The following is a 24,674-nucleotide window of genomic DNA, read 5'->3' on the forward strand; positions in this document are numbered from 1 at the left end:
CGAGGCCGGCCGGTCGCCGGTCGGCCGCCGCCCGGCCGTCGGTCAAAGGTCTACACCAATTCACAGGAGCCTCTTGTCAACTGCCCCGTTCGCCTGGTGAGCTGTGCGCTGGGACACACGGGACAATCCCCACGCACGGGATCGCCCCCGATCATGACTCGATGAGGAGTGCGCGTTGAGCAACGAGAGCCTGGCCAACCTGCTCAAGGAGGAGCGGCGCTTCGCCCCTCCGGCAGAGCTCGCCGCCGCCGCCAACGTCACCGTGGCCGCGTACGCGCAGGCCTCCGAGGACCGTCTGGGCTTCTGGGCCGAGCAGGCCCGTCGCCTCACCTGGGCCGTCGAGCCGACCGAGACCCTCGACTGGTCCAACCCTCCCTTCGCCAAGTGGTTCGCCGACGGCAAGCTCAATGTCGCGTACAACTGCGTCGACCGCCACGTGGAGAACGGCCTGGGCGACCGGGTCGCCATCCACTTCGAGGGCGAGCCCGGCGACGGCCGTTCGATCACGTACGCCCAGCTCAAGGACGAGGTCTCGCAGGCCGCGAACGCGCTGCTGGAGCTCGGCGTCCGCAAGGGCGACCGGGTCGCCGTCTACCTGCCGATGATCGCCGAGGCGGTCGTCGCGATGCTCGCCTGTGCCCGGATCGGCGCCACCCACTCGGTGGTCTTCGGCGGCTTCTCCTCCGACGCCGTCGCCTCCCGCATCCAGGACGCCGAGGCCAAGCTCGTCATCACCGCCGACGGCGGCTACCGGCGCGGCAAGCCCTCCGCCCTCAAGCCGGCCATCGACGAGGCGCTCACCAAGGTCGACGGCGTCGAGCACGTCCTGGTGGTCCGCCGCACCGGGCAGGACATCCCGTGGACCGAGGGCCGCGACGTCTGGTGGCACGAGATCACCGCGCGCCAGTCCACCGAGCACACCCCCGAGGCGCACGACGCCGAGCACCCGCTGTTCATCCTCTACACCTCGGGCACCACCGGTAAGCCCAAGGGCATCCTGCACACCTCGGGCGGCTACCTCACCCAGGCCAGCTACACCCACCACGCGGTCTTCGACCTCAAGCCGGAGACCGACGTCTACTGGTGCACCGCCGACATCGGCTGGGTCACCGGCCACTCGTACATCGTCTACGGGCCGCTCTCCAACGGCGCCACCCAGGTCATCTACGAGGGCACCCCGGACACCCCGCACCAGGGCCGGTTCTGGGAGATCGTCCAGAAGTACGGCGTGACCATCCTCTACACCGCGCCGACCGCGATCCGCACCTTCATGAAGTGGGGCGACGACATCCCGGCGAAGTTCGACCTGTCCTCGCTGCGGGTGCTGGGCAGCGTCGGCGAGCCGATCAACCCCGAGGCCTGGATCTGGTACCGGGAGCACATCGGCGGCGGCACGTGTCCGATCGTGGACACCTGGTGGCAGACCGAGACGGGCGCCATCATGATCAGCCCGCTGCCGGGCGTCACCGAGACCAAGCCGGGCTCGGCCCAGCGCGCCCTGCCGGGCATCGCGGCCACCGTGGTGGACGACAACGCCGCCGAGGTGCCGAACGGCTCCGGTGGCTACCTGGTGCTCACCGAGCCGTGGCCGTCCATGCTGCGCACCATCTGGGGCGACGACCAGCGCTACATCGACACCTACTGGTCGCGCTTCGAGGGCCGCTACTTCGCCGGTGACGGCGCCAAGAAGGACGAGGACGGGGACATCTGGCTGCTCGGCCGGGTGGACGACGTCATGCTCGTCTCGGGCCACAACATCTCGACCACCGAGGTCGAGTCGGCCCTGGTCGGCCACCCGTCCGTGGCCGAGTCCGCCGTGGTCGGCGCGACCGACGCCACCACCGGCCAGGCCATCGTCGCCTTCGTGATCCTGCGCGGCGGTGCCACCGAGAGCCCCGAGCTGGTCGAGGAGCTGCGGGCCCACGTCGGCCGCACGCTCGGCCCGATCGCCAAGCCGAAGCAGATCAAGGTGGTCGGCGAGCTGCCGAAGACCCGCTCCGGCAAGATCATGCGCCGCCTGCTGCGCGACATCGCCGAGGGCCGCGAGGTCGGTGACACCACCACCCTGGCCGACAGCACGGTGATGAGCCAGATCCAGGCCCAGCTGCCGTCCTCGGACAACGGCAACGGCAACGGCAACGGCTGAGCCCACCGGGCCGGCGGCCGCTGACCCTCCGGGTCCGCGACGGCTGGCCCACTGAGACAACGGCTGTGCCCCGGACGGTGATCACCGTCCGGGGCACAGCCGTTTCGCCATCCGTTTCGTCAGCCGTACGACAGCCGTCTCGTCGGTCGTCTCGTCGGTCGTCTCGTCGGTCGTTCCGTCAACCGCCGCTTCCGCACCCGTTCGGATACAGAGCGGCCGTTCGGGTGCCGGGTCGCTGCTCCTCCGGAGTGCAGAACCGGCCCGTAGGGCTTAAGTCCTTGGATAGGACAATCCGGATGTCACCCAAACGTCCCGCTAGACTATTAAGGACGCATCAAGATCCCTGACGGGAGTCGCGGGCGTCACAGGGCGCGCCGGGAAGTCTGGTCGGCAACTGCACCACCCGTGCATCCGTTGCCGCTCCCAGCCCCAGGAGGTCCCCGTGACCGACCAGCCGCCCGTCCACGAGCCGACGAACCGCCGCCGGCAGTTCCTCGGCCGGCTGTCACTGCCCGAGCGCACCTTCATCACCGACGCCCTGCGCACCGAGACCGTCGGCGGCATGCTGCTGCTGGGCGCCGCCGTCATCGCGCTGATCTGGGCCAACGTCTGGCCGCAGGCCTACCAGAGCGTGCTCGACTACACCGTCGGCCCCTCCGCCCCGCTCCACCTCGACCTCTCCCTGGCCACCTGGGCCAAGGACGGCCTGCTGACGATCTTCTTCTTCGTCGCCGGGATCGAGCTCAAGCGCGAGTTCGTCGCGGGGGAGCTGCGCACGCCCAGTGCCGCGCTGCTGCCCGTGGTCGCCGCCGTCTGCGGGGTGGCGCTGCCCGCGATCCTCTTCGCCCTGGTGAACTCCGGCCCCGGCGGGCACCCCGGCGGCTGGGCGATCCCGACCGCCACCGACATCGCCTTCGCGCTCGGCGTGCTGGCCGTGGTCGGCAGCCACCTGCCGTCCGCGCTGCGCGCCTTCCTGCTCACCCTGGCGGTCGTCGACGACCTGATCGCGATCCTGATCATCGCGATCTTCTACAGCCACGGCATCAAGTTCTGGGCGCTCGGCCTCGCCTTCGCCGGGCTGGTGCTGTTCTGGTTCCTGCACCGGCACGGCGTCCACGGCTGGTACCTCTTCGTGCCGCTGGCCGTCGTGAACTGGGCGCTGATGCACGAGAGCGGCATCCACGCCACGGTGGCGGGCGTCGCGATGGGCCTGATGCTGCGCTGTCACCGGGAGGGCGACGAGCAGCACTCCCCCGGCGAGCACATCGAGCACCTGGTCCGCCCGTTCTCGGCCGGCCTGGCCGTCCCGGTGTTCGCACTGTTCTCGGCCGGCGTGGCCGTCTCCGGCCCGAAGCTGCGCGAGGTGTTCACCCAGGCCGCACCGCTCGGCATCGTGATCGGTCTGCTGGTCGGCAAGTCGGTGGGCGTGCTGGGCGGCGCCTGGCTGACCGCCCGGTTCACCAGGGCCGAGCTGAACCCGCGGCTCAAGTGGGCCGACATGGTCGCGGTCTCGGTGCTCGCGGGCATAGGTTTCACCGTCTCGCTGCTGATCAGCGAGCTGGCCTTCCCGGACGACCCGGCGCTCGCCGCCCGGGCCAAGACGGCCGTGCTGGTCGGCTCGGTGCTCGCCGCGGCGGTCGCCACGGTCCTGCTGAAGCTGCGCAACCGGCACTACCGCGAGCTGTGCGAGGAGGAGGACCGGGACCTGGACGGGGACGGTGTCCCGGACGTCTACCAGGAGGACGACCCGGCCTGGCGGGCACGGGTCGGCGAGGCGGCCCGCCCGACGACCGACGAGGGGCAGGACCCCGCCCCCGGCCCCCGCGACCGGCCCGGCCAGCCCGGCTGAGGCACCTGGGAGCCCCCTGGAGAACCCCTCCGGAAAAGCGCCCCGCAAACCCCTCCGGGAGGCCTCCGGAGCGCCCCGGCCGCCGGGACACGTCCCTCCGGCGGGGCCCCGGAGTGGTGTCCGACTGACCGGTAGGGGCATGATTCTGAGCTGTCGACAACCCACAGACGCCTCCGGACCCCCCACCGGCCCCCGGAACCGCACACCCGCGGCGGCGTCACGCCGTACAGCCGCAGAGGAGAACCGCTGATGCCCGCAGGAGCCGCAGACCCGTCCAGCAACGGCCGGGCGCCCTACGAGGGCGAGCGTTCGGTGGGGCAGCTGTTCGCGGCGGCCACCGCCGACCTGTCCGCGCTGGTCCACGACGAGATCGCGCTCGCCAAGTCCGAGATCCGGGCGGACGTCAAGCGCGGCGTCTCGGGCGGCGTCTCGCTGATCGTCGCCGGCGTGGTGGCGCTGTTCTCCATCCCGATGCTGAGCGCCGCGGCGGCCTTCGGCATCCACGCGCTGGGCCTGTCGCTGGGCTGGTCCTTCCTGATCGTGGCGGGCGCCTACCTGCTGCTCGCGGTGCTGCTCGGGATGCTGGCCTGGCGCTCGTTCAAGAAGATCGAGAAGCCGGTGCGCACCATCGAGGGCGCCCAGAAGACCGCCGACGTGCTGAAGAACGCCCGGCCGCGCCCGGCCACCCAGGAGGAGATCGACCGGGCCTTCGGCCGCATCCCGTAAACCGGCGCCCGTAAACCGGCGCCCGGGAACCGGCGCCCGGCAACCGGCGCCCCATAACCGGCGTCCCGTCACCGACCAGGCGCCGCCGGGGCTGCGGCAGGAGGACGCCAGGGCAGCAGGGCAACAGCAAGGGGCGGACGGCGCCGCGTCGACGGGCGCCGGACCGGCCGACAACGAGTGCCGGGCACGTGTCCGACGCGCGGATGTGACACGCTCTCGGTATGCCGCTTGACCAGACGCCCGTGCCCGCGCAGCCGTCCGCCGACTCCGGCCCCGACTCCGGTCCTGACTCCGGCGCCGGGCTCACTCCCGAAGGCCCCGAAGGCCCCGGCGGCCCCGGCGCCGCCTCCGAGGACACCGGCCCCGAGGACAACAGTCCGCTCTCCGCCGGGACCTCGGCGGAGAGCGGCGAGGCCTGGAACGTCCGGCAGCCCGGCCCGTGGACGCACCGCGACCTCGCGGCCAACGGCGCCCGCTTCCACATCGCCGAGCTGGGCTCCGGCCCGCTGGTGCTGCTGGTGCACGGCTGGCCCGAGTACTGGTGGGCCTGGCGCCACCAGCTGACCGCGCTCGCCGAGGCCGGCTACCGGGCGGTGGCGCTCGACCTGCGCGGCATAGGCGGCAGCGACCGCACCCCGCGGGGGTACGACCCTGGCAACCTCGCCCTGGACATCACCGGGGTGATCCGCTCGCTCGGCGAGCGCCGGGCGCACCTGGTCGGGCACGCCTCCGGCGGCACCCTGGCCTGGGTGGCGGCGGTGATGCGGCCGTCCGTCATCCAGAGCCTCACCGTGGTCTCCGCCGCGCACCCGCGGGACCTGCGCCGCGCGCTGCTGACCGACCGCCGGCAGTTCGCCGCCTTCGACCACGTGCTGGGCTTCCAGCGGCCGTGGATACCGGAACGCCGCCTGGTGGCCGACGACGCCGAGCTGGTCGGCCGCTACCTGACCTCCTGGACCGGTCCGAACGGCCTGGACGAGGCCGCGCTGCACGCGTACCGGCAGGCGATCCAGATCCCCAGCACCGCCCACTGCTCGATCGAGCCGTACCGCTGGCTGCTGCGCTCGATGGCCCGGCCGGACGGCATCCAGTTCGCCCGGCGGATGAAGAAGCCGATCACCGCGCCGACCCTGCACGTCCAGGGCGCCGCGGACCCGGTGCTGCTGTCGCACACCGCGCTCGGCGGCGGCGAGTACGTCGCGGCGCCGTACCGCTGGCGGCTGCTGCCGGGGGTCGGGCACTTCCCGCACGAGGAGGCGCCGGAGGAGTTCACCGCCGAGCTGCTGGACTGGATCGGCCGCCACAAGGAGTGACCCGGTACGGTCCCGCCCGGTGCGGCCGTACGAACCGGGGCACGGCCGTACGGAACCGGGGGCACGGTTGCACCAGCCGGGGGCACGGCCGCACGTGCGGTCCACGGGGCGGGCCATCGGCCCCAACTCCCCCATCTTTACGCTCATATGACAACCGCATAGGCCAATTTCGGCGAGGCCCGGGCGGTTACCTCCACCGGCCCAGGGGCATCCCTTCCGGTATGAGTTGGATGCCCGAAAGCGGCGGCGCCCCGCGCGGCCGACGTCACAACAGCCCCCAGCGCTCCGCCCACCGGCCCGACCGGGCGGACGACCTCGGTTTCGACGGCCCCGACGGCCGTCAGCGCACGGAGCGGCGGCAGCTCGGCATCCCCCGCATCCTCGGCCGGCGCGCCCGCTGGGTGGGCGCACGACTGCGGCGCGAGACCTGAGGCCTCGCGCCGCGTCCACCATCGGCCGGTGCGCCGGGCGCCGGAAGCGCCCGGCGGGCCCGACAGGCCCGTTCAGTTCACCGTCGTCACAGACACCGTCGCCTCAGTTCACGATCGTCGGCGACAGCGCGGTGAACCAGAGCAGGACGAAGGTCGCCACCGACATGATCGGCACCAGCACCTTGGTCTCGACGCTGTTGCCGCTGCGCTTGATCAGCACGACCTCGTAGCGCTCCTTGTGCGGCCAGAGCAGCGGCGCGCCCTTCTTGGTCAGGCAGTCGCCGAGCAGGTGCGCCAGCGTGCCCAGGGCCACCGCGTACGGCAGCCAGCCGGGCGAGTTGGGCATCCAGGTGTTCATCCCGAAGGTGCCGAGCGCGGCCAGGCCGATGACGGTGATCCACGCCTCCGGGCCGTCGCCCGGCGGGCAGAGCCGCAGCGCCCGGATCGCGAGCGCCAGCAGGAAGAAGGTCAGCCCGAGGGTGAAGTAGCGCCCCAGGTAGGTGACCCCGGCCCAGGTGCCGGCGCCCATCAGCGCGACGAACAGCAGCGAATGGGTGGCGTGCCGGTGGCCGCCGGAGATCCAGGCCACGAACCGGCAGAGCATCTTGGAGACCGGACCGAGGAAGTTGGCGATCGAGCCGTCGTGGTGGTCGAGGTCCGGCAGCAGGGCCGCGCCCGCGCACAGCACCGTGCCCATCAGTATGTCCGCGGGCTGCAGGGTGGTGTGCAGCAGCAGCGGGGGCAGGAAGGGGGCCGAGGCCGCGTACAGCATCGCCCCGCTCACCGCGTGCGAGTGACCCATCATCGGACTGCCACGACCTCCTGTCGGGCCCACCCCGGGACGGCGCCCGGTTGAGCCGAACGGGTGAGCGCGGCCGAGGCTACCAGGGCCGTCTGACGGAGCGACGGATATCGGCCGCTCCGGCCCGGCGCGACTCCCCGGGCTCCGGCCCCCCGGTCAGAGCGCGCAGCCCTGGGTGTCCACCCGGGCGGTCGCGGCGCCGCCCTGCACGGCGTCCTCGCGCACCTCGGCCGCGGTCAGCACGTAGCCGGTGTCCGCGCTGTCCAGGGACTTGGCGAAGACCACGCCGTACACCTCGCCGTCCGGGGTGAGCAGCGGTCCGCCGCTGTTGCCCTGCCGGACCAGCGAACGCACCGAGTAGACGTCGCGGACCACCTGGCCGCGGTGGTAGATGTCCGGGCCGTTGGCCTGGATCCGGCCGCGGATGCGGGCCGGCTGGACGTTGAAGGCGCCGTTCTCCGGGAAGCCGGCCACGATCGCGCTGTCGTTGGTCCTGGCCTCGCCCGCGAAGGCCAGCGGGGGCGCGTTCAGCTTGGGCACGTCCAGGACGGCGATGTCGCGCTGCCAGTCGTAGCGGACCACCGTCGCGTCGTACAGCTGGCCGACGCCGCCGATCTGCACGGTCGGCTCGTTGACCCCGCCGACCACGTGGGCGTTGGTCATCACCCGGTGCGGGGCGAAGACGAAGCCGCTGCCCTCCAGGGTCTTGCCGCAGGAGGTCGCCGTGCCGACCACCTTGACCAGGCTCTGCCGGGCCCGCGCCACCGCCGGGCTGCCGGCCAGTGCGGGGTCGGGGCTGTCGACCTGGGTGATCGGCTCGTGCTCGAAGGGGTTGAAGACCTGCGGGAAGCCGTTGCGGGCGAGCACCTTGGAGAAGTCCGAGAACCAGTTCGGCGCGTCGTCGGGCAGCGCGTTCTGCACCCCGCCGAGGACCGCCGAGGACCGGACCTGCTTGGAGACCGTCGGGAGCGACGCCCCGGCCAGCGCCGAACCGATCAGCCAGGCCACCAGCAGCATCGAGACGACGTTCACCACCGCGCCGCCGCTCGCGTCCAGCACCCGGGCCGGACGGCGCCCGATGTGCCCGCGCAGCTTCCAGCCGAAGTGCGCGGTGACCGCCTGGCCGATCGCGGCGAGGACGATCACCACCACCACGGCCACCACCGAGGCCGTCGTGCCGGGGCCGATGTGGTCGAGCAGCAGCAGCGGCAGCAGCTCGACGGCGAGCAGGCCGCCGCCGAGGAAGCCGACCAGTGAGAGCACGCCGACCACGAAGCCCTGCCGGTAGCCCGACACGGCGAATGCCACGGCCGCGGCGATCAGCAGCACATCCAGGACGTTCACTCGGACACCCTCCCACGGCCCGCGCGCCGGACGCGCCGGCGGCCCGTCACGAAGCGTCGGCGTCGCCGCCCGGCAGCACCCGGGAGTGTTCGAGGTCGCCCTGGACCAGGGCCAGCGCCTCGTCCGACAGGTCGACGACCTTGGACGGGTCCCAGGGCAGCTCCAGGCCGCTGTGGTGCAGCACCCGGTCGATCACCCCGGCGGTGAAGCCCCAGACCAGCCGCCCGGCGACCGCGAAGGCGGGCCCGACGTGCCCGGACGGATGGCGCAGCCGCACCCGGTTCTCCGGGTCCGCCAGCTCCGCGACGGTGACCCGGAACACCGCGCCGGTCTCCGCCGCGTCCACCGGGCGCACCGGCGACTCCTCGCGCCACCAGCCGAGCACCGGGGTCACCACGAAGCTGCTCACCGGGATGTACAGCCGGGGCAGCTCGGCGAACACCTGCACCCCGGCCGGGTCCAGGCCGGTCTCCTCCCAGGCCTCGCGCAGCGCCGCCGCGATCGGGCCCGGGCCGTTCGGGTCGCCGTCCTCCGGATCCAGCGCGCCGCCCGGGAAGGACGGCTGCCCGGCGTGCGAGCGCAGCGAGCGGGCCCGCTCGATCAGCAGCAGGTCCGGGCCCTGCGGCCCCTCGCCGAACAGCATCAGCACGGCCGCCGGACGGCCGCCCTCGGCCGGCGGCAGGAACCGGCTCAGCTGCTCCGGCATCACCCGCTCGGCCGCCTCCCGGACCGGCTCCAGCCAGGCCGGCAGCCCGTCCAGCTCGATGCCCCGCGCGACTCCCCCGGCCTCCGGCCCGGGGTGCCCGCACCGCCCGCTCACGCGTCCACCGCCAGGTCCGCGACCTGTCCGTGGTGGACGGCGGCGTCCGCACGGGCGGCCGCCTCCCCGGGGAAGTCGGCCGGCGGCCGCAGCCGCTGCCCGGGCTGGCCGCCCATCTCGTACTTCAACAGCTTGCGTGCCTTCTCCGGGTCGGTCTCCCCCTCGCCGTACGAGGGGCAGAGCGGCGCGATCGGGCAGGCGCCGCAGGCGGGCTTCTGGGAGTGGCAGATCCGGCGGCCGTGGAAGACCACCCGGTGCGAGAGCATCGTCCACTCCGACTTCGGGAAGATCTCGGCGACGGCCGCCTCGACCTTCACCGGGTCGTCCTCGGTGGTCCAGGCGAACCGGCGGGCCAGCCGCCCGAAGTGGGTGTCCACGGTGATGCCGGGGACCCCGAAGGCGTTGCCGAGGACGACGTTGGCGGTCTTGCGGCCGACGCCGGGCAGGGTCACCAGGTCGGCCAGCCGACCGGGGACCTCGCCGCCGAACTCGTCGCGCAGCGCTATCGACAGGCCGATGAGCGACTTCGCCTTGTTCCGGAAGAATCCGGTCGGGCGGATGACCTCCTCCAGCTCCTCCGGGTTCGCCGCCGCCATGTCCTCCGGCGTCGGGTACTTCGCGAACAGCGCCGGGGTGGTCTGGTTCACCCGGAGGTCGGTGGTCTGCGCCGACAGCACGGTGGCCACCAGCAGTTGGAAGGGGTTCTCGAAGTCCAGCTCCGGGTGCGCGTACGGGTACAGCTCCGCCAGCTCGCGGTTGATCCGCCGGGCCCGCCGCACCATCGCCAGGTGCGATTCCGGCTTCCTCGGCTTCACCGCCGCCGTCTTCACCGCCGCCGTCCTCGCCACCGGCTTCTTCGCCGCGGCCTTCCGGACCTTGCTCTCTGCCATGCACGAAGGCTACGCCGACCGGAGGACCGCTCGGGGCCGATCAAGCACGGAAACCCGCCCTGGCAAGGCCTGTTGTCTAATGAACTCCGCCCGTGGCCGTCACCTGACAGGGGGAGTGTGCGGATGATCAGGGTCCTGCTGGCAGAGGACATGAGCATGGTGCGCGGCGCGCTGATGGCCCTCCTCGCGTACGAGGAGGACCTGGAGGTCGTCGCCGACGTGGAGCGCGGGGACCAGGTGGTGCCGACCGCCCTGGAGGTGCGCCCGGACGTCGCGGTGCTCGACATCGACCTGCCCGGACTGGACGGGCTGCGGGCGGCCGCCGAACTGTACGAGAAGCTCCCCGGCTGCCGGACGCTGGTCCTCACCGGACTGGTGCGACCCGCCCACCTGCGCGCCGCGCTCTCCGCCCGTGCGCTCGGGTTCCTCGGGAAGGACGCCCCGGCCCGGGAGCTGGCCGCGGCGATCCGCAAGGTGGCCGCCGGTGAGCGCGTCGTCGACCCGGAGCTGGCGCTGGCCGCCCTGGACACCCGGGAGAACCCGCTGACGCCCCGGGAGTCGGAGGTCCTGCGGCTCGCGGCGCGGGGGGACTCCGTCAGCGAGATCGCCGCCCGGCTGTTCGTCTCGACGGGCACCGCGCGCAACCACCTGGCCGCCGCGGTGGCCAAGACCGGGGGCCGCGGCCGGGTCGACGCGATCCGGATCGCCGAGGAGATGGGCTGGCTGCCGACGGTGGGTCCGGATCGTTCCCGGTGATCCGCCGACCCGGAGGCGTCGGGTCACTGGATCCACGGGGCGACGGGGCGACGGGGCGACGGGGCGTGCGTTTCCCATGGATCCGGCCGTGGACGGCCCACGGCGCGGCTCACCGAGGCCTTCCTTCGTCAACGAAGGGAATTCCGTCCGAAGCGCCCGGAGCTAGGCTCGCAATGTCATCGAGGGCGTACCGGCGGGGGGCTGAGCCACGTGTTGAAGCTGGCCTGGCGGACGGTACGGGCCCGGAAGGCGGGCTTCGCCGGCGCCTTCACCGCGCTCCTCTGCGCCCTGGTCCTGACCACCGCCTGCGGGGTCCTGCTGGAGTCCGGCCTGCGCGCGGGCACCCCGACCGAACGGTACGCCGCGGCCCCCCTCGTGATCGGCCACGGCCATCGCCTCCCGGACGCCGGACCGCTGACCGGCGCACTCGCCGAACTGCCCGGCGTCTCGGCCGCCCTCCCCGAGCTCTCCTTCCCGGCGGCCGTGGCCACCGCCGACGGGCGGGTCCTGTCCGGACCGCAGGGCGGCCCCTCGCTCGGGCACTCCTGGACGAGCGCCGCCCTCGCCCCGTTCCGGCTGGCCTCCGGCCGCGCCCCGGCCGGACCGGACGAGGTGGTCCTCGACACCGCGACGGCCGCCCGCGCCGGGGTCGCGCCCGGCGGCACCGTACGGCTGGCCACCACCGGGGTGCCGCGCGACTACACCGTGTCCGGACTGGCCGCGCCGCCAAGGGAGTTGTCCCGCCAGAGTGCGCTCTTCTTCAGCCCCGGGCAGGCCGCCCGGCTCGCCGGGACGACGACCGGCGCGGACGCGATCGGCATCACCGTCACGGAGGGGACCGACCTGCGGGCGCTGGCCGGGCAGGCCCGGCGGGCGCTCGCCGAGGCACGGGCCCGCGACGGCGAGGCGGACTGGTCCGGGCCCCGGGTGCACACCGGCGACGAACGCGGCGAGCTGGAGCTCACCGGCACGTCCGGGCCCGGGGACGCCCTCTCCTCGCTCGCCGGGACGATGGGCGTCCTGTCGCTGCTCGTCTCGACCTTCGTGGTGGCCGGGGCGCTCGCGCTCTCCGTCCAGCAGCGGCTGCGCGAGATGGCCCTGCTGCGGGCGGTCGGCGCCACCACCGGGCAGGTGCGGCGGATGATCGCGCTGGAGACGCTGCTGCTGACCCTCGCGGCCGCGGTCGTCGGCCTCCCGGCCGGGACCGGCCTCGCCGCACTGCTGCGGGGCGTACTGGTCGACCGCGGGGTGGTCGGCCCGGACGTGCCGCTGCACATCGGGCCGACCGCCCCACTGGTCGTCCTCGGCGGCACCGTCGTCACCGCCCAGCTGGCCGTCCGGGCCGCCGCGCGCCGGGCCTCCCGGGTCGAACCCACCCGGGCGCTGCGCGACGCCTCCGCGCCGCCGCCGCGGATCGGCCGGCTCCGTGCCGGCCTCGGGCTGGCGACGCTCGCCGTCTGCGGCGTGGTGCTGGCCCACTCGACGGGCGGCCGCGACGGGGCCGGTACGGCCGAGGGCATGGTGGTGCCGCTGCTGCTCGGGGTGGCCCTGCTCGGGCCGCTGATCGGCCGGGTCGCCGGTGTGGTGATCGGCGGGCCGGTGGGCCTGCTCTTCCCGGTCGCGGGGTTCCTCGCCTCCGCCTCCCTGCGGGCCCAGCCCCGCCGCTTCGCGGCCGCCGTCACTCCGCTGGTGCTGGCGGTGGCCTTCAACGGCAGCATGCTGCTCGTCCCGGTCGTCAAGGCGCAGGCCGGCGCCGCCGAGGAGGGCCGGCGGCTGCTGGCCGACCACGTGGCCCAGGCGAGGGGCATCGGACTGCCGACGGAGTTCACGGAAGCCGTCCGCGGGTTGCCCGGCGTCGCGGCGGCCGGCGGCCTGGTCCCCGGCTTCGTCATGGTGTCCTCGGGCTCCGCGGCGGACGGCGGCGGCGTCGCCGGGGCGGACGCCCGGATCGTGGACCCGCAGGGGCTGGAACAGCTGCTCGACCCCGGGGTGACGGCCGGCTCGCTGGACCGGCTGCGCGGCGAGAGCATCGCCCTGGGGCGGCGGACGGCCTCCCGCCTCAAGGTCGGCGTCGGCACCCCGGTCCGGATCCGCTGGGATGACGGCAGCGACAGCACCGCCACGGTGGCGGCCGTCTACGAGCGCGAGGACCGCTTCGCCGACGCGTTGCTGCCCACCGGATTCGCCGCCGCCCACCTGCCGGACCTGCTCGCGGCGACCGTACTGGTCCGCACCGCCCCCGGCACCGACCCCGGGCAGGTGACCCGGGAACTCCAGGGGCTCACCCCGGCCTACCCGATGGCCCGGATCAGCGACCGGGCCGACTACGACGCGGCACGCCGGCACCAGCAGGAGGCGGCCACCGCGGTGGCCCGGCTGCTGCTCGGCGTCATCAGCCTGTTCACCGCCATCTCCGTCGTCAACACCATGGTGATGGCCACGTCCGAACGGCTGCGCGAGTTCGCGCTGCTGCGGATGGTGGGGACCACGCGCCGCCAGGTGCTGCGGATGATGGCCTGGGAGGGCGGGATCACGGTCGCCGTGGCGCTCCTCCTCGGCGCGGCGGTCACCGCCGCCGTCCTGGTCCCGGTCGGCCTGGCGCTCGGCGGCCCGGCCTGGCCCGCGCCGCCCGGGAGTTGGGTGGCCGCGGTGCTGGGCGGGGCGGCGCTGCTGGGGGCGGGCACCGTCCTGCTGACCACCTGGCTGGCCCTGCGGCGGGAGCCGACCGAGGCGATGGGGATGCGCGAATAACCGGGCCGCGTGGACCTGTCGGCCGTACCGGGCAGGCGGACCGCGGTCAGGCGGCGCGGGCGGCCGACCGGGCGGGCGTGGCCTCGACGACGGCCGCGAGGTGGAACCAGCCCGCTCCGTCCCGCTCGGCGGTCAGCCGGCCGCCGACCGACCGCAGCCGCTCGGTGAGGTTCCCGATGCCGCGCCCGCCGCCCGGTTCGCGCGCTACGCCGCCGGGCTCGTCCGGACCATCGCCCAACTCGCCTTGCACGTCGCCGGTTTCGTCCGGAACGCCGTCGTTGGAGACCACCAGGCGCACCGTACCGAGGTCGTCCCGGCCGGCCCGGATCCCGCAGCGCCGGGCCGTGCTGTGCCGGAGCAGGTTGGTGACCGCCTCGCGCAGCACGGTGGCCAGCACCGCGTCGAGTTCGGGCCGCAGCCCCTCGCAGTCCAGGTCGGCCTCGACCTCGATCCCGGCCGCCCGCAGCGCCGCGACCGCCGAACGCGCCTCCCGCGCCAGAGACATCCGGACGTCGCCGCTGGAGAGCCGGCGGGTGTCCGCCATCGCCTGCCGCACCAGCGCCAGCACCTCGGCGAGCTCCGCGCGGGCCCGCTCCGGGTGCTCCGCGGCCAGCCGCTCGACGAGCTGGCACTTCAGCGCCGCCACCGAGAGGCTGGAGCCGAGCAGGTCGTGCAGGTCGCGCGCGAAGCGCAGCCGCTCCCGGTCCACCGCGAGCTCGGCCAGCTCGGTCCGGGCCGCCCGCAACTCGGTTATCAGGTCGGCGAGTCGGGCCATCCCGTACACCACGATGCCACCCACGACGATGGACACCGACGCGTTGACGCACTGGCCGGTGTTCCCGCCCAGCGCCGCGCAGAGCGGGTACTGGGCGACCACCAGCGCGGCGGCCAGCGCCCAGGAGCGCGGCGCCGCGACGGTCAGCAGCACCGATCCGGCGAACGAACCGGGGATGCCGACCCACGTCCCGTCGAGGAGCAGGAAGGGCAGGTAGGTGAGCACCCCGTGGGCGACCAGGCTCCACGGCCACCAGCGCCGCGCCAGGCGCCACGGGCCGGCGTGCCCGATCTGGAAGCCGAGCAGGACCAACAGGAGGGCGACGGCGGGCAGTTGGTAGGCCAGACCGTCGTGGTTGCGGACCGTGGCCACCGCCGAGGCGGCACAGAAGCCGACGGCGGTCATGACCACGATGCCCCGGGTGAGCCGCGTGAGGGGGTCGGCCGAGCCGCCCGGGCGCTTCGGCCGGAGACGATCGCCGCCGGTTCGGTCCGCGCTGTGGCCCAAGGGGAGCTCCCGGTAGACGACTCGACACGCCGCACGCGACGTACGGAGCCCGCTTCGTACCCGACGCGCCCCCGTACACCGCACCGCGAGCATACGTTCCCACCGGAGCAGCGCCGTTGACGCTTCGTCGGAGTCCGTCGAGCCGGCAGCCGGGGCCCCGTCGGCTCAGCCCGGGGTGCGGCCGATCGTCCCCTCCAGGCTGTTCAGCAGGCCGCTGAGGGCCTCGGCGAGCCGGTCCTGCTCGGCGGGGGTGAGGCCGGCCAGCAGGGCGCGGTCGTGGGCGACCAGCTCCTGGATCAGCCCGTCCACCAGGGTGCGGCCCTGCTCGGTGAGCGCGAGGTGGGCGACCCGGCGGTCCCGGTCGTCGGTGCGGCGGCTGACCAGGCCTCGCTCCTCCAGCAGCCGCAGCCGCTTGGTGACGGCCGCGCCGGAGGCGAAGCTCTCCCGGGCGAGCTGGGTGGGGGTCAGCTCGCGGTCGAGGCGGAGCAGGGCGCCGAGGATGTCGAACTCGGCGCGGGTGAGGCCGGCCCGGGTGAGCGGGTCGGGGGTCTGCTGGAGCAGGGCGGCGCAGCGGTTGATCCGGCCGAGGACGGCGATCGGACCGGTGTCCAGCCCCGGGTAGGCCCGCTCCCACTGGCGCAGCACACCTGCGACGACGTCCTCCACGCGTGCTGCTCCCGTTCTGCGGCCTGCCGGTCGGCTTCGACCCTGTCGATCCTAGGGCGTGTCCGGCTGGTCCCCTCGGCCCCGGCGTTGCAGCAGGGCGGCCAGCAGGTGGTGGGACCGCTGCTCGGTGGCGGCGGCGCGCTGGTGCGGGAGGGCGGGGCGGCGCCACTCGCCGGCGGCGGTGTCGGTGGCCTCGCGCAGTTCCAGCAGCGCGGCGGCGAGGCCGGTGCGGGCGGCGCGCGCTTCCGGGACGCTCGCGGCGGAGACGGCGGAGACGGCGGCCAGGGCCCGGTGGCCGGCGGCCTCGGCTCCGGCCAGGGCGTGGGTCAGCCGGGTGGCGGTGCGGCGATTGGTGACCAGCAGGCAGGCCGCGAGGCCGGTGAGCGCGCCGACGCAGGTGTCCAGCCAGCGGTCGGCGACCAGCGTCCCGGCCGGCTGCGGGCCCGCGAACTCCGTCATCAGCAGCGCCATCGGGGTCACGAAGACCGTCGCCAGCCAGTAGCTGCGGGCGATCGTCGCCTCGGCCCCGAACTGGCAGAGCAGCCCGAGCCCGATCAGCGCCACCGGGCCCGAGTGGGCGACGGGCAGCGCGGCGGTGAACAGCAGCAGGCCGAGCAGGTTGCCCAGCACCCGCTGCAGCGCGCGCTGCCAGGACAGCGTGCTGTTGGCCTGGAACACCGAGGCGGCGGTGACCACCGCCCAGTACGGCCGGCCGACGCCGAGCGCCAGCGAGAGCCACCCGGCGGCGGCGCAGCCGACCGCGACCCGCAGCGCGATCGGCAGCAGCGCCGAACCCGGTCGCAGCGCCCGCCGCAGCGGCGGCCGGGGGCCGGGCCGGCGGGCGGCCGCGGCCTCCGTCTCCGCCGCCTCCGCCTCGGTGAGGTCGGGCGACGGCAGCGGGCGGCCGCGTCGGAGCTCGCGGGCCCGGTCGAGGTACCACCCGGCGTCCTCGGGCCGGGCCGGGCCGGCGAGTGCGGCCTCCGCACGCACCAGCAGCCGCTCGGGCGCGTCGCCGAGGGCGCGCCGCCGGGCCGGGGCGGAGAGCGCGAGGCTCTGCCGGGCCGCCTCGACCGCGCCGACCAGGGCGGTACGGGCGGCGGCGTCCGGCCGGCCTGGATCGGTCCGCAGCAGCCGGGCCGCGGCCTCCAGGGCGCGGGCGGTGGCGATCCGCTCGGGCCCGTACGGGCGCACCAGGGCCGGGGCCATGCAGACCAGCCAGGCCAGTGCGGCACCGAGCGCGGTGAGCGCCAGGTGCGGCGGGACCTCGCCGAGCCGCTGCGGGACGAAGGCGCAGCTGGAGGAGGTGAAGGTGATGATCAGACTGCCGGGCGCGCCGACCCGGGCGGCGTCGCAGAGCAGCTTGTGCAGGGCGGCGAGCACCGCCGCGACCGCGACCAGGACGGCGGCGTCGCGGGTCAGCGCGGCGGCGGTGAGGGCGGCACCGGTGCTGAGCACGGTCCCGAGCAACACGCCGACCAGCATCCGGGCCCGGGCCCGGTACGGCAGGCCGTGCCCGTACAGCGCGCCCAGGCCGCCGGCCGAGGTGTAGAGGGCGAGGTCGAGCCGGCCGAGGCCGAGCAGGGTGAGGTTGAGCGCGCCGAGGGTGACCACGGCGCTGAGCGCGGGCTTGTGCCAGCCGTCCCCGGCCGGACCGACCCGAAGTGCCTGGCGGAACTGGGCGGTGGTGACCATGCAAAAAGATTAACAGGTAATTTATCCGTGAAACATATGTCCGCGGTGCCGCGCACCGGACACCCGCACGGCGAGGGCGATTCCCTGTTCGAGTCGGACGGACAAGAGTTCGACCGACAACCGCCGGAGGCCTCCCGTTCCCGGGCCCGACCCGTGGTCCGCCGGTACGAATGGCCCCGCACGGCACACCCCGACACACCCCCTCCTCATATGATCGGAGCGACATGCGCCATGCTTGGTGATGCAGAACACTGAACGGAACTTGCGCCGGACGGCCCACCCGCCGTACGGCCGAGAAGGAGGAAGCACGTGGACGACGTTCTGCGGCGCGCCGCACTCTTCGCGGCACTCGACGACGAACAGGCCGGCGAGCTGCGCGCTTCCATGACCGAGGTCACCCTCGCCCGTGGGGAGTCGCTGTTCCACGAGGGCGACCCGGGCGACCGGCTGTACGTCGTGGCGGAGGGCAAGGTCAAGCTGCACCGCGCCTCCCCGGACGGCCGCGAGAACATGCTCGCCGTGCTCGGCCCCAGCGAGATGATCGGCGAGCTGTCGCTGTTCGACCCGGGCCCGCGCACCGCGACCGCCAGCGCGCTGACCGAGGTCAAGCTGCTGGGCCTCGGCCACGGGGACCTCCAGCCCTGGCTGCACGCCCGCCCCGAGGTCTCCATCGCGCTGCTGCGGGCCATCGCCCGCCGCCTGCGCCGCACCAACGACGTGATGTCCGACCTGGTCTTCTCCGACGTGCCCGGCCGCGTCGCCAAGGCCCTGCTGGACCTCTCCCGCCGGTTCGGCGTGCAGTCCGAGGAGGGCATCCACGTCGCCCACGACCTCACCCAGGAGGAGCTGGCCCAGCTGGTCGGCGCCTCCCGTGAGACGGTCAACAAGGCGCTCGCCGACTTCGCCGGCCGCGGCTGGCTGAAGCTGGAGGCCCGCGCGGTGGTCCTGCTGGACGTCGAGCGGCTGTCGCGCCGCTCGCGCTGACACCAGCGAACCCGCGAACGCGGAAGGGCCCGTCCGGATCGGACGGGCCCTTCCGCGTTCACCGGGCCCTACGCGTCCACCGGGTCAGTCGGCGCCCTGGATCAGCCCGTGCTCCTCCAGGTAGTCCAGCTGGGCCCGCACCGACAGCTCGGCGGCCGGCCAGAGCGCCCGGTCCACGTCGGCGTAGACCCGGGCGACCACCTCGGAGGCGCTCCGGCAGCCCGCCTCGACCGCGGTCTCCACCTGGGCGAGCCGCGACGCCCGGTGGGCCAGGTAGTAGTCGACGGCGCCGAGCGCGTCCGCGAGCACCGGGCCGTGGCCCGGCAGCACGGTCCGCACGCCGTGCCGGGAGGCCATGGTGTGCAGGTGGCGCAGCGAGTCCAGGTAGTCGCCGAGCCGGCCGTCGGGGTGCGCGACCATCGTGGTGCCGCGGCCGAGCACGGTGTCGCCGGTGAGCACCGCGCCGTCGTCCGGCAGGTGGAAGGTCAGCGAGTCCGAGGTGTGCCCCGGGGTGGCCACCACCCGCAGGTCCAGGCCGCCGACGTCCAGGCGCTGACCGCCGACCAGGCCCTCCGAGCCCAGCCGGTGCGCCGGGTCCAGGGCCCGTACCTCGCTCCCGGTCAGCTCGGCGAAGCGGGCCGCGCCCTCGGAATGGTCGGCGTGGCCGTGGGTGAGCAGGGTCAGCGCGATCCGCTTGCCCCGTTCCTCCGCGAGGTCGACCACCCGGCGCAGGTGCCCCTCGTGCAGCGGGCCCGGGTCGATCACCACCGCGAGGTCCGAGCCCGGCTCGGAGAGCAGCCAGGTGTTGGTGCCGTCCAGCGTCATCGGCGACGGGTTCGGCGCCAGCACGCACAGCGCCCGAGGGGTGGCCTCGCCGCCGACGGCGGCGGCGGGGTCGCCCGGCAGGAGTCCGCTCACCGACCGCCTCCGACGTGCCGGTGCAGGGCCCGCAACGGCAGCGCCCGGACGAGGGCGCGCTGCGCCACCTCGACGAACGGGACCTGGCTGTCGCAGGCGAGGTCACGGGGGTTCAGGCGGCGGGCGGGCAGCTCGGGTGCCGTCCGGCGAGCCACGTCGTCGTGGGTCATCGGGCGTCGGTCCTTTCTCTGCGTCGGTACGGCAAGGTCGGGTCGTGCGGGTCGTGCGGGTGGTGCGGGTCGTGCAGGTCGTGCAGGTCGTGCAGGTCGTGCAGGTCGTGCGGAGCGCGCCGGCCGTACGGCTCGTACGACCGGTCCCCGTCGGTGGAACGCTCAGGACCCCTCGGGGAACTCCCCGTCGATGGTCAGTTCCTCGTAGCCGGGCCAGCGGACCGTCAGCCGGTCGCCGCGGACCTCGGCCCGGCCCAGGACCGGCGCCAGCGGGCGGTCGGCGGCCGCGGCCAGGGCCTCGGCGGCGGTCCGTACCGACGACAGCTCGCGCAGCACCGTCACGGTCGGCGGCAGCATGCCGTAGCGGCCCTCCCGGTGGCCCCGCACCGCCTCGGCCGGGGTCAGCCAGGCGACCCGGTCGGCCTCGCCGACCTCCAGGGCCGCGCGCTGGCCGGCCGGCAGCGCGGCGACGAAGAACCAGGTGTCGTAGCGCCGTTCCTCGAACTCCGGGGTGATCCAGCGGGCCCAGCCGCCCAGCAGGTCGCTGCGCAGCACCAGCCCGTGGTCGCGGAGGAACTCGGCGAAGGACAGCTCGTGGGCCTCCAGCGCGGCCCGCTCGGCGGACCAGTCGCGCGGCGCGGCGACGCTGTCGGCGTCCGGGCCGGCCAGCAGCACGCCGGCCTCCTCGAAGGTCTCGCGGACGGCCGCGCAGACCACCGCCCGCGCCGTCCGGGCGTCCACCCCGAGCTGCCGGGCCCACTCCTCGGGCGACGGACCGGCCCAGCCCGGCTCGACCTCGGCGTCCCGCGGGTCCACCCCGCCGCCCGGGTAGGCGTACATCCCGGCCGCGAAGGCCATCGAGGTGCGCCTGCGCAGCAGGTAGGCCTCCGGCCCCTCGGTGGCGTCGCGCAGCAGCACGACGGTCGCGGCGGCCCTGGGCACCGGCGGGGTCACCGCGCCGGATTCGACCGCCCGGATCCGGGCGGGCCAGCCGGGCGGCATCGGCAGCGTCGTCGCTCGATGGTCCATGCCCGGATGCTAGGGCGTGCCCGACGATTCCCGCCAGGCTCACGAGTGGATCGGGCCCACCCGGGCACCACGGAGGCGGGGCCGGACGAGCCCGGCCCCGCCTCCGTGATCACGCTCAGGCGCTCTTGACCCGCACCAGGATCTCGACCTCGACCGGGGAGTCCAGCGGCAGCACCGCGACGCCGACGGCGCTGCGGGCGTGCACGCCCGCCTCACCGAGCACCGCGCCGAGCAGCTCGCTGGCGCCGTTGACGACGGCCGGGACGCCGATGAAGTCGGGGGCGGCGGCGACGAAGCCGACGACCTTGACGACCTGCTCGACCTGGTCGAGGTCGCCGATCACCGACTTCACGGCGGCCAGGGCGTTCAGCGCGCAGATCCGCGCGAGGTCCTTGGCCTCCTCCGGGGACACCTCGGCACCGACCTTGCCGGTGCTCGGCAGCTTGCCGCCGACGACCGGGAGCTGGCCGGAGGTGAACACGAGGTCGCCGGTCCGCAGGGCCGGGACGTAGGCGGCGACCGGGGCGGCCACCTCCGGCAGGGTCAGGCCCAGCTCGGCGAGCTTCGACTCGACCCGGCTCATGCGCTCTTCTCCCGCTTGAAGTAGGCCACCAGCTGCTCCGGGTTCGGGCCGGGCACGACCTGGACGAGCTCCCAGCCGTCCTCGCCGAAGTTGTCCAGGATCTGCTTGGTCGCGTGCACCAGCAGGGGCGCCGTCATGTATTCCCACTTGGTCATGGCCAGACTCTAGACGAGCCGTCGCGGCGATCCGCGCCGCCCGCCGCGAGGCGTGTGAGGTGGGGCACAAACAGGGCATGATCCGGCCTGACGGCCCAGGTGCTCCGGGCATCCGGTGCGCTCCCTGGTTACCCTCGCGGGAGGGCACCCTGGCGAGGGGCACCCTCGTCAGGAGGGGACGCCCGTAGGACGGAGACGGACGGAGACGGAGCGTGGCACGCACCCCCGGCCAGGCGGCCCGGCGCGACCCCGACTGGGAGGGCGTCCGGCTGCACGTGGTCAGCGGCAAGGGCGGCACCGGGAAGACCACGCTGGCCGCGGCACTGGCCCTGGCCCTCGCCGCCGACGGCGGACGGGTGCTGCTGATCGAGGTCGAGGGCCGGCAGGGCGTCGCCGAGCTCTTCGGGATCGCCGCGCTCCCGTACGAGGAGCGCCGGATCGCCTCGGTCTCCCGCGCCCAGCTCGGGCTGCCGGCCGCGGAGGGCGGGCCCGGCGAGGTCTTCGCGCTGGCGATCGACACCGAGCTGGCGCTGCTGGAGTACCTGGAGATGTTCTACAAGCTCGGCCGGGCCGGGAAGGCCCTCCAGAAGGTCGGCTTCGTCGACTTCGCCACCACCATCGCACCCGGCGTACGGGACGTCCTGCTCACCGGCAAGGCCTGCGAGGCGACCAGGCGCAAGGACCCGGACGGCCGGCGGCGCTACGACGCGGTGGTGATGGACGCCCCGCCGACCGGGCGGCTGACCCGCTTCCTGAACGTCAACGCCGAGGTCGCCGGGCTGGCCCGGATCGGCCCGATACACACCCAGGCGCAGGCCGTGATGCGGGTGCTGAAGTCGCCGGAGACCGCGGTGCACCTGGTCACCCTGCTGGAGGAGATGCCGGTGCAGGAGACGGTCGACGGCATCGAGGAGCTGCGCGAGGCGAGGCTCCCGGTGGGCGGGGTGATGGTCAACATGGTCCGGCCGCCGGTGCTGGACGCGGCGGCGGTGGCCGCGGTGGACGGGGACCACCGCGAGGAGGTCGCCCTGGCGCTCGGCGAGGCCGGACTCGGCGGCCGCACCCGCACCGGGGAGAAGGTCCGGGCGGCGGTGGAGCCGCTGCTCGACCCGCTGCTGGAACAGGCCAGGGAGCACTCCGAGCGGGTCGAGCTGGAGCGCGCGCAGCGCGCCGACATCCAGCAGCTGCGGCTCCCGACGTACGAACTGCCGCTGCTGGGCGAGGGCGTGGACCTCGGCGGGCTGTACCGGCTGGCGGGCGAACTGAAGCGGCAGGGGGCGGCATGACCTCGAACGGGGTGCGGAGCACCGGACGGCGGCTCGCGGTGGACGAGCTGATCGACGACCCGAAGACCAGGATCATCGTCTGCTGCGGCTCCGGCGGCGTCGGCAAGACCACCACCGCCGCGGCCCTCGGCCTGCGGGCGGCCGAGCGCGGCCGCAAGGTCGTGGTGCTGACCATCGACCCGGCCCGCCGGCTCGCCCAGTCGATGGGCCTGACCGAGCTCGACAACACCCCCCGGGTGGTCAAGGGGGTGAACGGCACCGGCGAGCTCCAGGCCATGATGCTGGACATGAAGCGGACCTTCGACGAGGTCGTGCTGGCCCACGCCGAGCCCGAACGGGCCCGGGCGATCATGGAGAACCCCTTCTACCAGTCCCTGTCGGCCGGCTTCGCCGGCACCCAGGAGTACATGGCGATGGAGAAGCTCGGGCAGCTGCGCGCCGCCGAGGAGTGGGACCTGATCGTCGTGGACACCCCGCCGTCCCGCTCGGCGCTGGACTTCCTGGACGCGCCCAACCGGCTCGGGTCCTTCCTGGACGGCCGGGTGATCCGGATCCTCACCGCCCCGGCCAAGGTCGGCGGCCGCAGCGCGATGCGCTTCCTGAACGCCGGGATGGGCCTGCTCACCGGCACCCTGGGCAAGATCTTCGGCGCCCAGCTGCTCACCGACGTGCAGACCTTCGTCAGCGCGATGGACTCGATGTTCGGCGGCTTCCGGGAGCGCGCCGACCGCACGTACCAGCTGCTCAAGGCGCCGGGCACGGCGTTCCTGGTGGTGGCGGCGCCGGAGCGGGACGCGCTGCGCGAGGCGGCGTACTTCGTGGACCGGCTGGCCGCGGACCGGATGCCGCTGGCCGGGCTGGTGCTCAACCGGGTGCACGGCACGGGCGCACCGCAGCTCACCGCGGAACGGGCGCTGGCGGCCGCCGAGGCCCTGGAGGAGAACGGCTCGGAGCACGCCTCGCCCGAGGCCGAGCTGCTCGCGGCCGGGCTGCTGCGGCTGCACGCCGAGCGGATGCAGATCATGGGGCGCGAACGCCGTACCCGCGACCGCTTCGTCTCGGTGTACCCGGACGTGCCGATCGTGGAGGTGCCAGCGCTGCCGGGCGACGTGCACGACCTGGACGGGCTGCGGGCCATCGGGGACCGGCTCAACGGCGCGGTCTAGCCCGCGCGGTCACCGACCCCGGCGGTACAACCCGGCGCGGTCACCGGCCCTGCGCGGCTCGGCCCCCCGTCCGCGGGGCCGACCGGCCCGGGCCGCGTGGTGCGGCCGGGCTCAGCCCGCCTGGGCGTAGTCCGTCAGTATCACCCCGGTCGCGAGGGACTCCTCGTACTCGGTGCGCGCCGTCTCCAGCAGCCTCCGCCACGAGATGACGGTCGGGCGGCGGCGCAGCAGCGCCCGGCGCTCGCGCTCCGTCATCCCGCCCCACACCCCGAACTCCACCCGGTTGTCCAGGGCGTCCGCGAGGCACTCGGTCCGGACGGGGCAGCCGCTGCACACCGCCTTCGCGCGGTTCTGTGCCGCCCCCTGGACGAACAGTTCGTCCGGATCACTCGTGCGGCAGGCGGCCTGCGCACTCCAGTCGTCAACCCAGCCCATGCCGGCGCCGTCCTCTCCCGTATCGAGGCTCCCCCACGGCGGCAACGGCATATTCACCGTTGCCAGTTGAGGACGTTACGGAAGAACGACAGCTTGCAACAGCCCCTTCGGGCTCAATCTCGAATGACCCAATTGGACTATGGGTGGCGATCAGCTCACTCGTTGGAGTGATCGCAGGTCGCACACCTTGCCAAGAGCGGAACCCCCACTCTCGCCACAGGAGTCGTCACTGAGTGCGACCGACCACACCGGCACAGCAGGCCACAGCTGCCTCAAAACCCGGACATCAGCGGGTAATTCGGGCAAGTCTTCTCGCCCACAAGAGTGAACGATGTTGACGCACCGAAGCTGTCGCAAGCTTGTGACAAGCCTAGGCGAACACCTGCCCCGGTGTGCGGGAATCCGCGACGTAGGGTTCTCCCCATGGCACCGAAGCGCCCCCAGGCATCCCAGCCCCCAGGCAACACCGGAGCTCCGCGC

The 24,674-nt window shown here is 74.1% G+C and carries 23 protein-coding genes; 10 read left to right on the forward strand and 13 right to left on the reverse strand.

The genetic code is table 11. The annotated features are described in order from the left end of the window. The first annotated feature begins 175 nt into the window (after positions 1–175). The 5 genes from acs to ACWDCZ_RS03190 all read left to right on the forward strand — a co-directional run bounded on the left by acs (position 176) and on the right by ACWDCZ_RS03190 (position 6,465). A complete protein-coding gene (acs, locus tag ACWDCZ_RS03170) occupies positions 176–2,146 on the forward strand; it encodes an acetate--CoA ligase (protein ID WP_449815082.1) in 1,971 nt (656 codons plus the stop codon). A 442-nt stretch (positions 2,147–2,588) separates the two neighbouring features. Then, positions 2,589–3,995: a Na+/H+ antiporter NhaA gene (gene nhaA, locus ACWDCZ_RS03175; RefSeq protein ID WP_449815083.1), complete on the forward strand. Its 1,407-nt coding sequence runs from the start codon at positions 2,589–2,591 to the stop codon at positions 3,993–3,995. Positions 3,996–4,244: 249 nt separating this feature from the next. Further along, positions 4,245–4,721 carry a phage holin family protein gene (locus ACWDCZ_RS03180; RefSeq protein ID WP_049652144.1) on the forward strand — a complete coding sequence of 159 codons (477 nt, stop codon included), beginning with the start codon at positions 4,245–4,247 and terminating at the stop codon, positions 4,719–4,721. A gap of 221 nt (positions 4,722–4,942) precedes the next feature. Further along, positions 4,943–6,034, forward strand: a complete 1,092-nt coding sequence (locus ACWDCZ_RS03185; RefSeq protein ID WP_049652145.1) for an alpha/beta fold hydrolase — start codon at positions 4,943–4,945, stop codon at positions 6,032–6,034. Positions 6,035–6,264: 230 nt separating this feature from the next. Beyond that, the gene (locus ACWDCZ_RS03190; RefSeq protein ID WP_049652146.1) at positions 6,265–6,465 is read left to right on the forward strand and encodes a hypothetical protein; all 201 of its coding nucleotides are present in this window, start codon (positions 6,265–6,267) and stop codon (positions 6,463–6,465) included. A 103-nt stretch (positions 6,466–6,568) separates the two neighbouring features. On the opposite strand, the gene ACWDCZ_RS03195 is transcribed toward ACWDCZ_RS03190, so the two are convergent. From ACWDCZ_RS03195 to nth, 4 genes are all read right to left on the reverse strand, one after another. Further along, the gene (locus ACWDCZ_RS03195) at positions 6,569–7,270 is read right to left on the reverse strand and encodes a metal-dependent hydrolase (RefSeq protein ID WP_049652147.1); all 702 of its coding nucleotides are present in this window, start codon (positions 7,268–7,270) and stop codon (positions 6,569–6,571) included. Positions 7,271–7,423: 153 nt separating this feature from the next. Then, complete coding sequence (locus ACWDCZ_RS03200) at positions 7,424–8,611, reverse strand: MarP family serine protease (protein ID WP_049652148.1); 1,188 nt, start codon at positions 8,609–8,611, stop codon at positions 7,424–7,426. A gap of 46 nt (positions 8,612–8,657) precedes the next feature. Beyond that, entirely contained in the window at positions 8,658–9,431 is a 774-nt protein-coding gene (locus ACWDCZ_RS03205; protein ID WP_049652149.1) for an NUDIX hydrolase, read from the reverse strand. Next, entirely contained in the window at positions 9,428–10,321 is an 894-nt protein-coding gene (gene nth / locus ACWDCZ_RS03210; protein ID WP_375876585.1) for an endonuclease III, read from the reverse strand. The genes ACWDCZ_RS03205 and nth overlap by 4 nt, the downstream gene beginning before the upstream one ends. Before the next feature lie 123 nt (positions 10,322–10,444). Here nth and ACWDCZ_RS03215 point away from each other — a divergent pair, with 123 nt between their 5' ends. Beyond that, positions 10,445–11,077, forward strand: coding sequence for a response regulator transcription factor (locus ACWDCZ_RS03215; RefSeq protein ID WP_380778627.1), 633 nt, complete (start codon positions 10,445–10,447; stop codon positions 11,075–11,077). Between the two features lie 210 nt (positions 11,078–11,287). Then, a complete protein-coding gene (locus tag ACWDCZ_RS03220; RefSeq protein WP_449815084.1) occupies positions 11,288–13,828 on the forward strand; it encodes an FtsX-like permease family protein in 2,541 nt (846 codons plus the stop codon). Positions 13,829–13,874: 46 nt separating this feature from the next. On the opposite strand, the gene ACWDCZ_RS03225 is transcribed toward ACWDCZ_RS03220, so the two are convergent. From ACWDCZ_RS03225 to ACWDCZ_RS03235, 3 genes are all read right to left on the reverse strand, one after another. Further along, positions 13,875–15,008, reverse strand: coding sequence for a sensor histidine kinase (locus ACWDCZ_RS03225; protein ID WP_449815085.1), 1,134 nt, complete (start codon positions 15,006–15,008; stop codon positions 13,875–13,877). A gap of 267 nt (positions 15,009–15,275) precedes the next feature. Beyond that, complete coding sequence (locus ACWDCZ_RS03230; protein WP_049659810.1) at positions 15,276–15,776, reverse strand: MarR family winged helix-turn-helix transcriptional regulator; 501 nt, start codon at positions 15,774–15,776, stop codon at positions 15,276–15,278. 51 nt (positions 15,777–15,827) lie between these two features. Next, complete coding sequence (locus ACWDCZ_RS03235) at positions 15,828–17,468, reverse strand: FUSC family protein (RefSeq protein ID WP_449815086.1); 1,641 nt, start codon at positions 17,466–17,468, stop codon at positions 15,828–15,830. Positions 17,469–17,777: 309 nt separating this feature from the next. Between ACWDCZ_RS03235 and ACWDCZ_RS03240 the strand changes: the two genes are divergently transcribed. Further along, on the forward strand, positions 17,778–18,452 hold the full coding sequence (locus ACWDCZ_RS03240; protein ID WP_030288117.1) for a Crp/Fnr family transcriptional regulator: 675 nt from the start codon (positions 17,778–17,780) through the stop codon (positions 18,450–18,452). Positions 18,453–18,536: 84 nt separating this feature from the next. Here ACWDCZ_RS03240 and ACWDCZ_RS03245 read toward each other — a convergent pair whose 3' ends face one another. The 5 genes from ACWDCZ_RS03245 to ACWDCZ_RS03265 all read right to left on the reverse strand — a co-directional run bounded on the left by ACWDCZ_RS03245 (position 18,537) and on the right by ACWDCZ_RS03265 (position 21,307). Beyond that, entirely contained in the window at positions 18,537–19,370 is an 834-nt protein-coding gene (locus ACWDCZ_RS03245) for an MBL fold metallo-hydrolase (protein WP_449815087.1), read from the reverse strand. After that, positions 19,367–19,540, reverse strand: a complete 174-nt coding sequence (locus tag ACWDCZ_RS03250; RefSeq protein WP_158077682.1) for a hypothetical protein — start codon at positions 19,538–19,540, stop codon at positions 19,367–19,369. Before ACWDCZ_RS03250 ends, ACWDCZ_RS03245 begins: the two co-directional genes overlap by 4 nt. A 162-nt stretch (positions 19,541–19,702) precedes the next feature. After that, positions 19,703–20,569, reverse strand: a complete 867-nt coding sequence (locus ACWDCZ_RS03255) for an NUDIX hydrolase (protein ID WP_449815088.1) — start codon at positions 20,567–20,569, stop codon at positions 19,703–19,705. 115 nt (positions 20,570–20,684) lie between these two features. After that, positions 20,685–21,152: a RidA family protein gene (locus ACWDCZ_RS03260; protein WP_388044973.1), complete on the reverse strand. Its 468-nt coding sequence runs from the start codon at positions 21,150–21,152 to the stop codon at positions 20,685–20,687. After that, the gene (locus ACWDCZ_RS03265; RefSeq protein ID WP_158835332.1) at positions 21,149–21,307 is read right to left on the reverse strand and encodes a DUF4177 domain-containing protein; all 159 of its coding nucleotides are present in this window, start codon (positions 21,305–21,307) and stop codon (positions 21,149–21,151) included. Before ACWDCZ_RS03265 ends, ACWDCZ_RS03260 begins: the two co-directional genes overlap by 4 nt. Before the next feature lie 212 nt (positions 21,308–21,519). On the opposite strand from ACWDCZ_RS03265, the gene ACWDCZ_RS03270 reads away from it, so the two are divergent. Both ACWDCZ_RS03270 and ACWDCZ_RS03275 read left to right on the forward strand, forming a co-directional pair. After that, positions 21,520–22,593: an ArsA-related P-loop ATPase gene (locus ACWDCZ_RS03270; RefSeq protein WP_117488530.1), complete on the forward strand. Its 1,074-nt coding sequence runs from the start codon at positions 21,520–21,522 to the stop codon at positions 22,591–22,593. Beyond that, positions 22,590–23,759 carry an ArsA family ATPase gene (locus tag ACWDCZ_RS03275; RefSeq protein WP_049656832.1) on the forward strand — a complete coding sequence of 390 codons (1,170 nt, stop codon included), beginning with the start codon at positions 22,590–22,592 and terminating at the stop codon, positions 23,757–23,759. Before ACWDCZ_RS03270 ends, ACWDCZ_RS03275 begins: the two co-directional genes overlap by 4 nt. 111 nt (positions 23,760–23,870) lie before the next feature. Here the strand turns inward: ACWDCZ_RS03275 and ACWDCZ_RS03280 are convergent, their stop codons facing one another. Further along, positions 23,871–24,194 carry a WhiB family transcriptional regulator gene (locus ACWDCZ_RS03280; RefSeq protein WP_030240986.1) on the reverse strand — a complete coding sequence of 108 codons (324 nt, stop codon included), beginning with the start codon at positions 24,192–24,194 and terminating at the stop codon, positions 23,871–23,873. Positions 24,195–24,674 lie beyond the last annotated feature (480 nt).

Source organism: Kitasatospora sp. NPDC001225 (genome assembly GCF_053597855.1).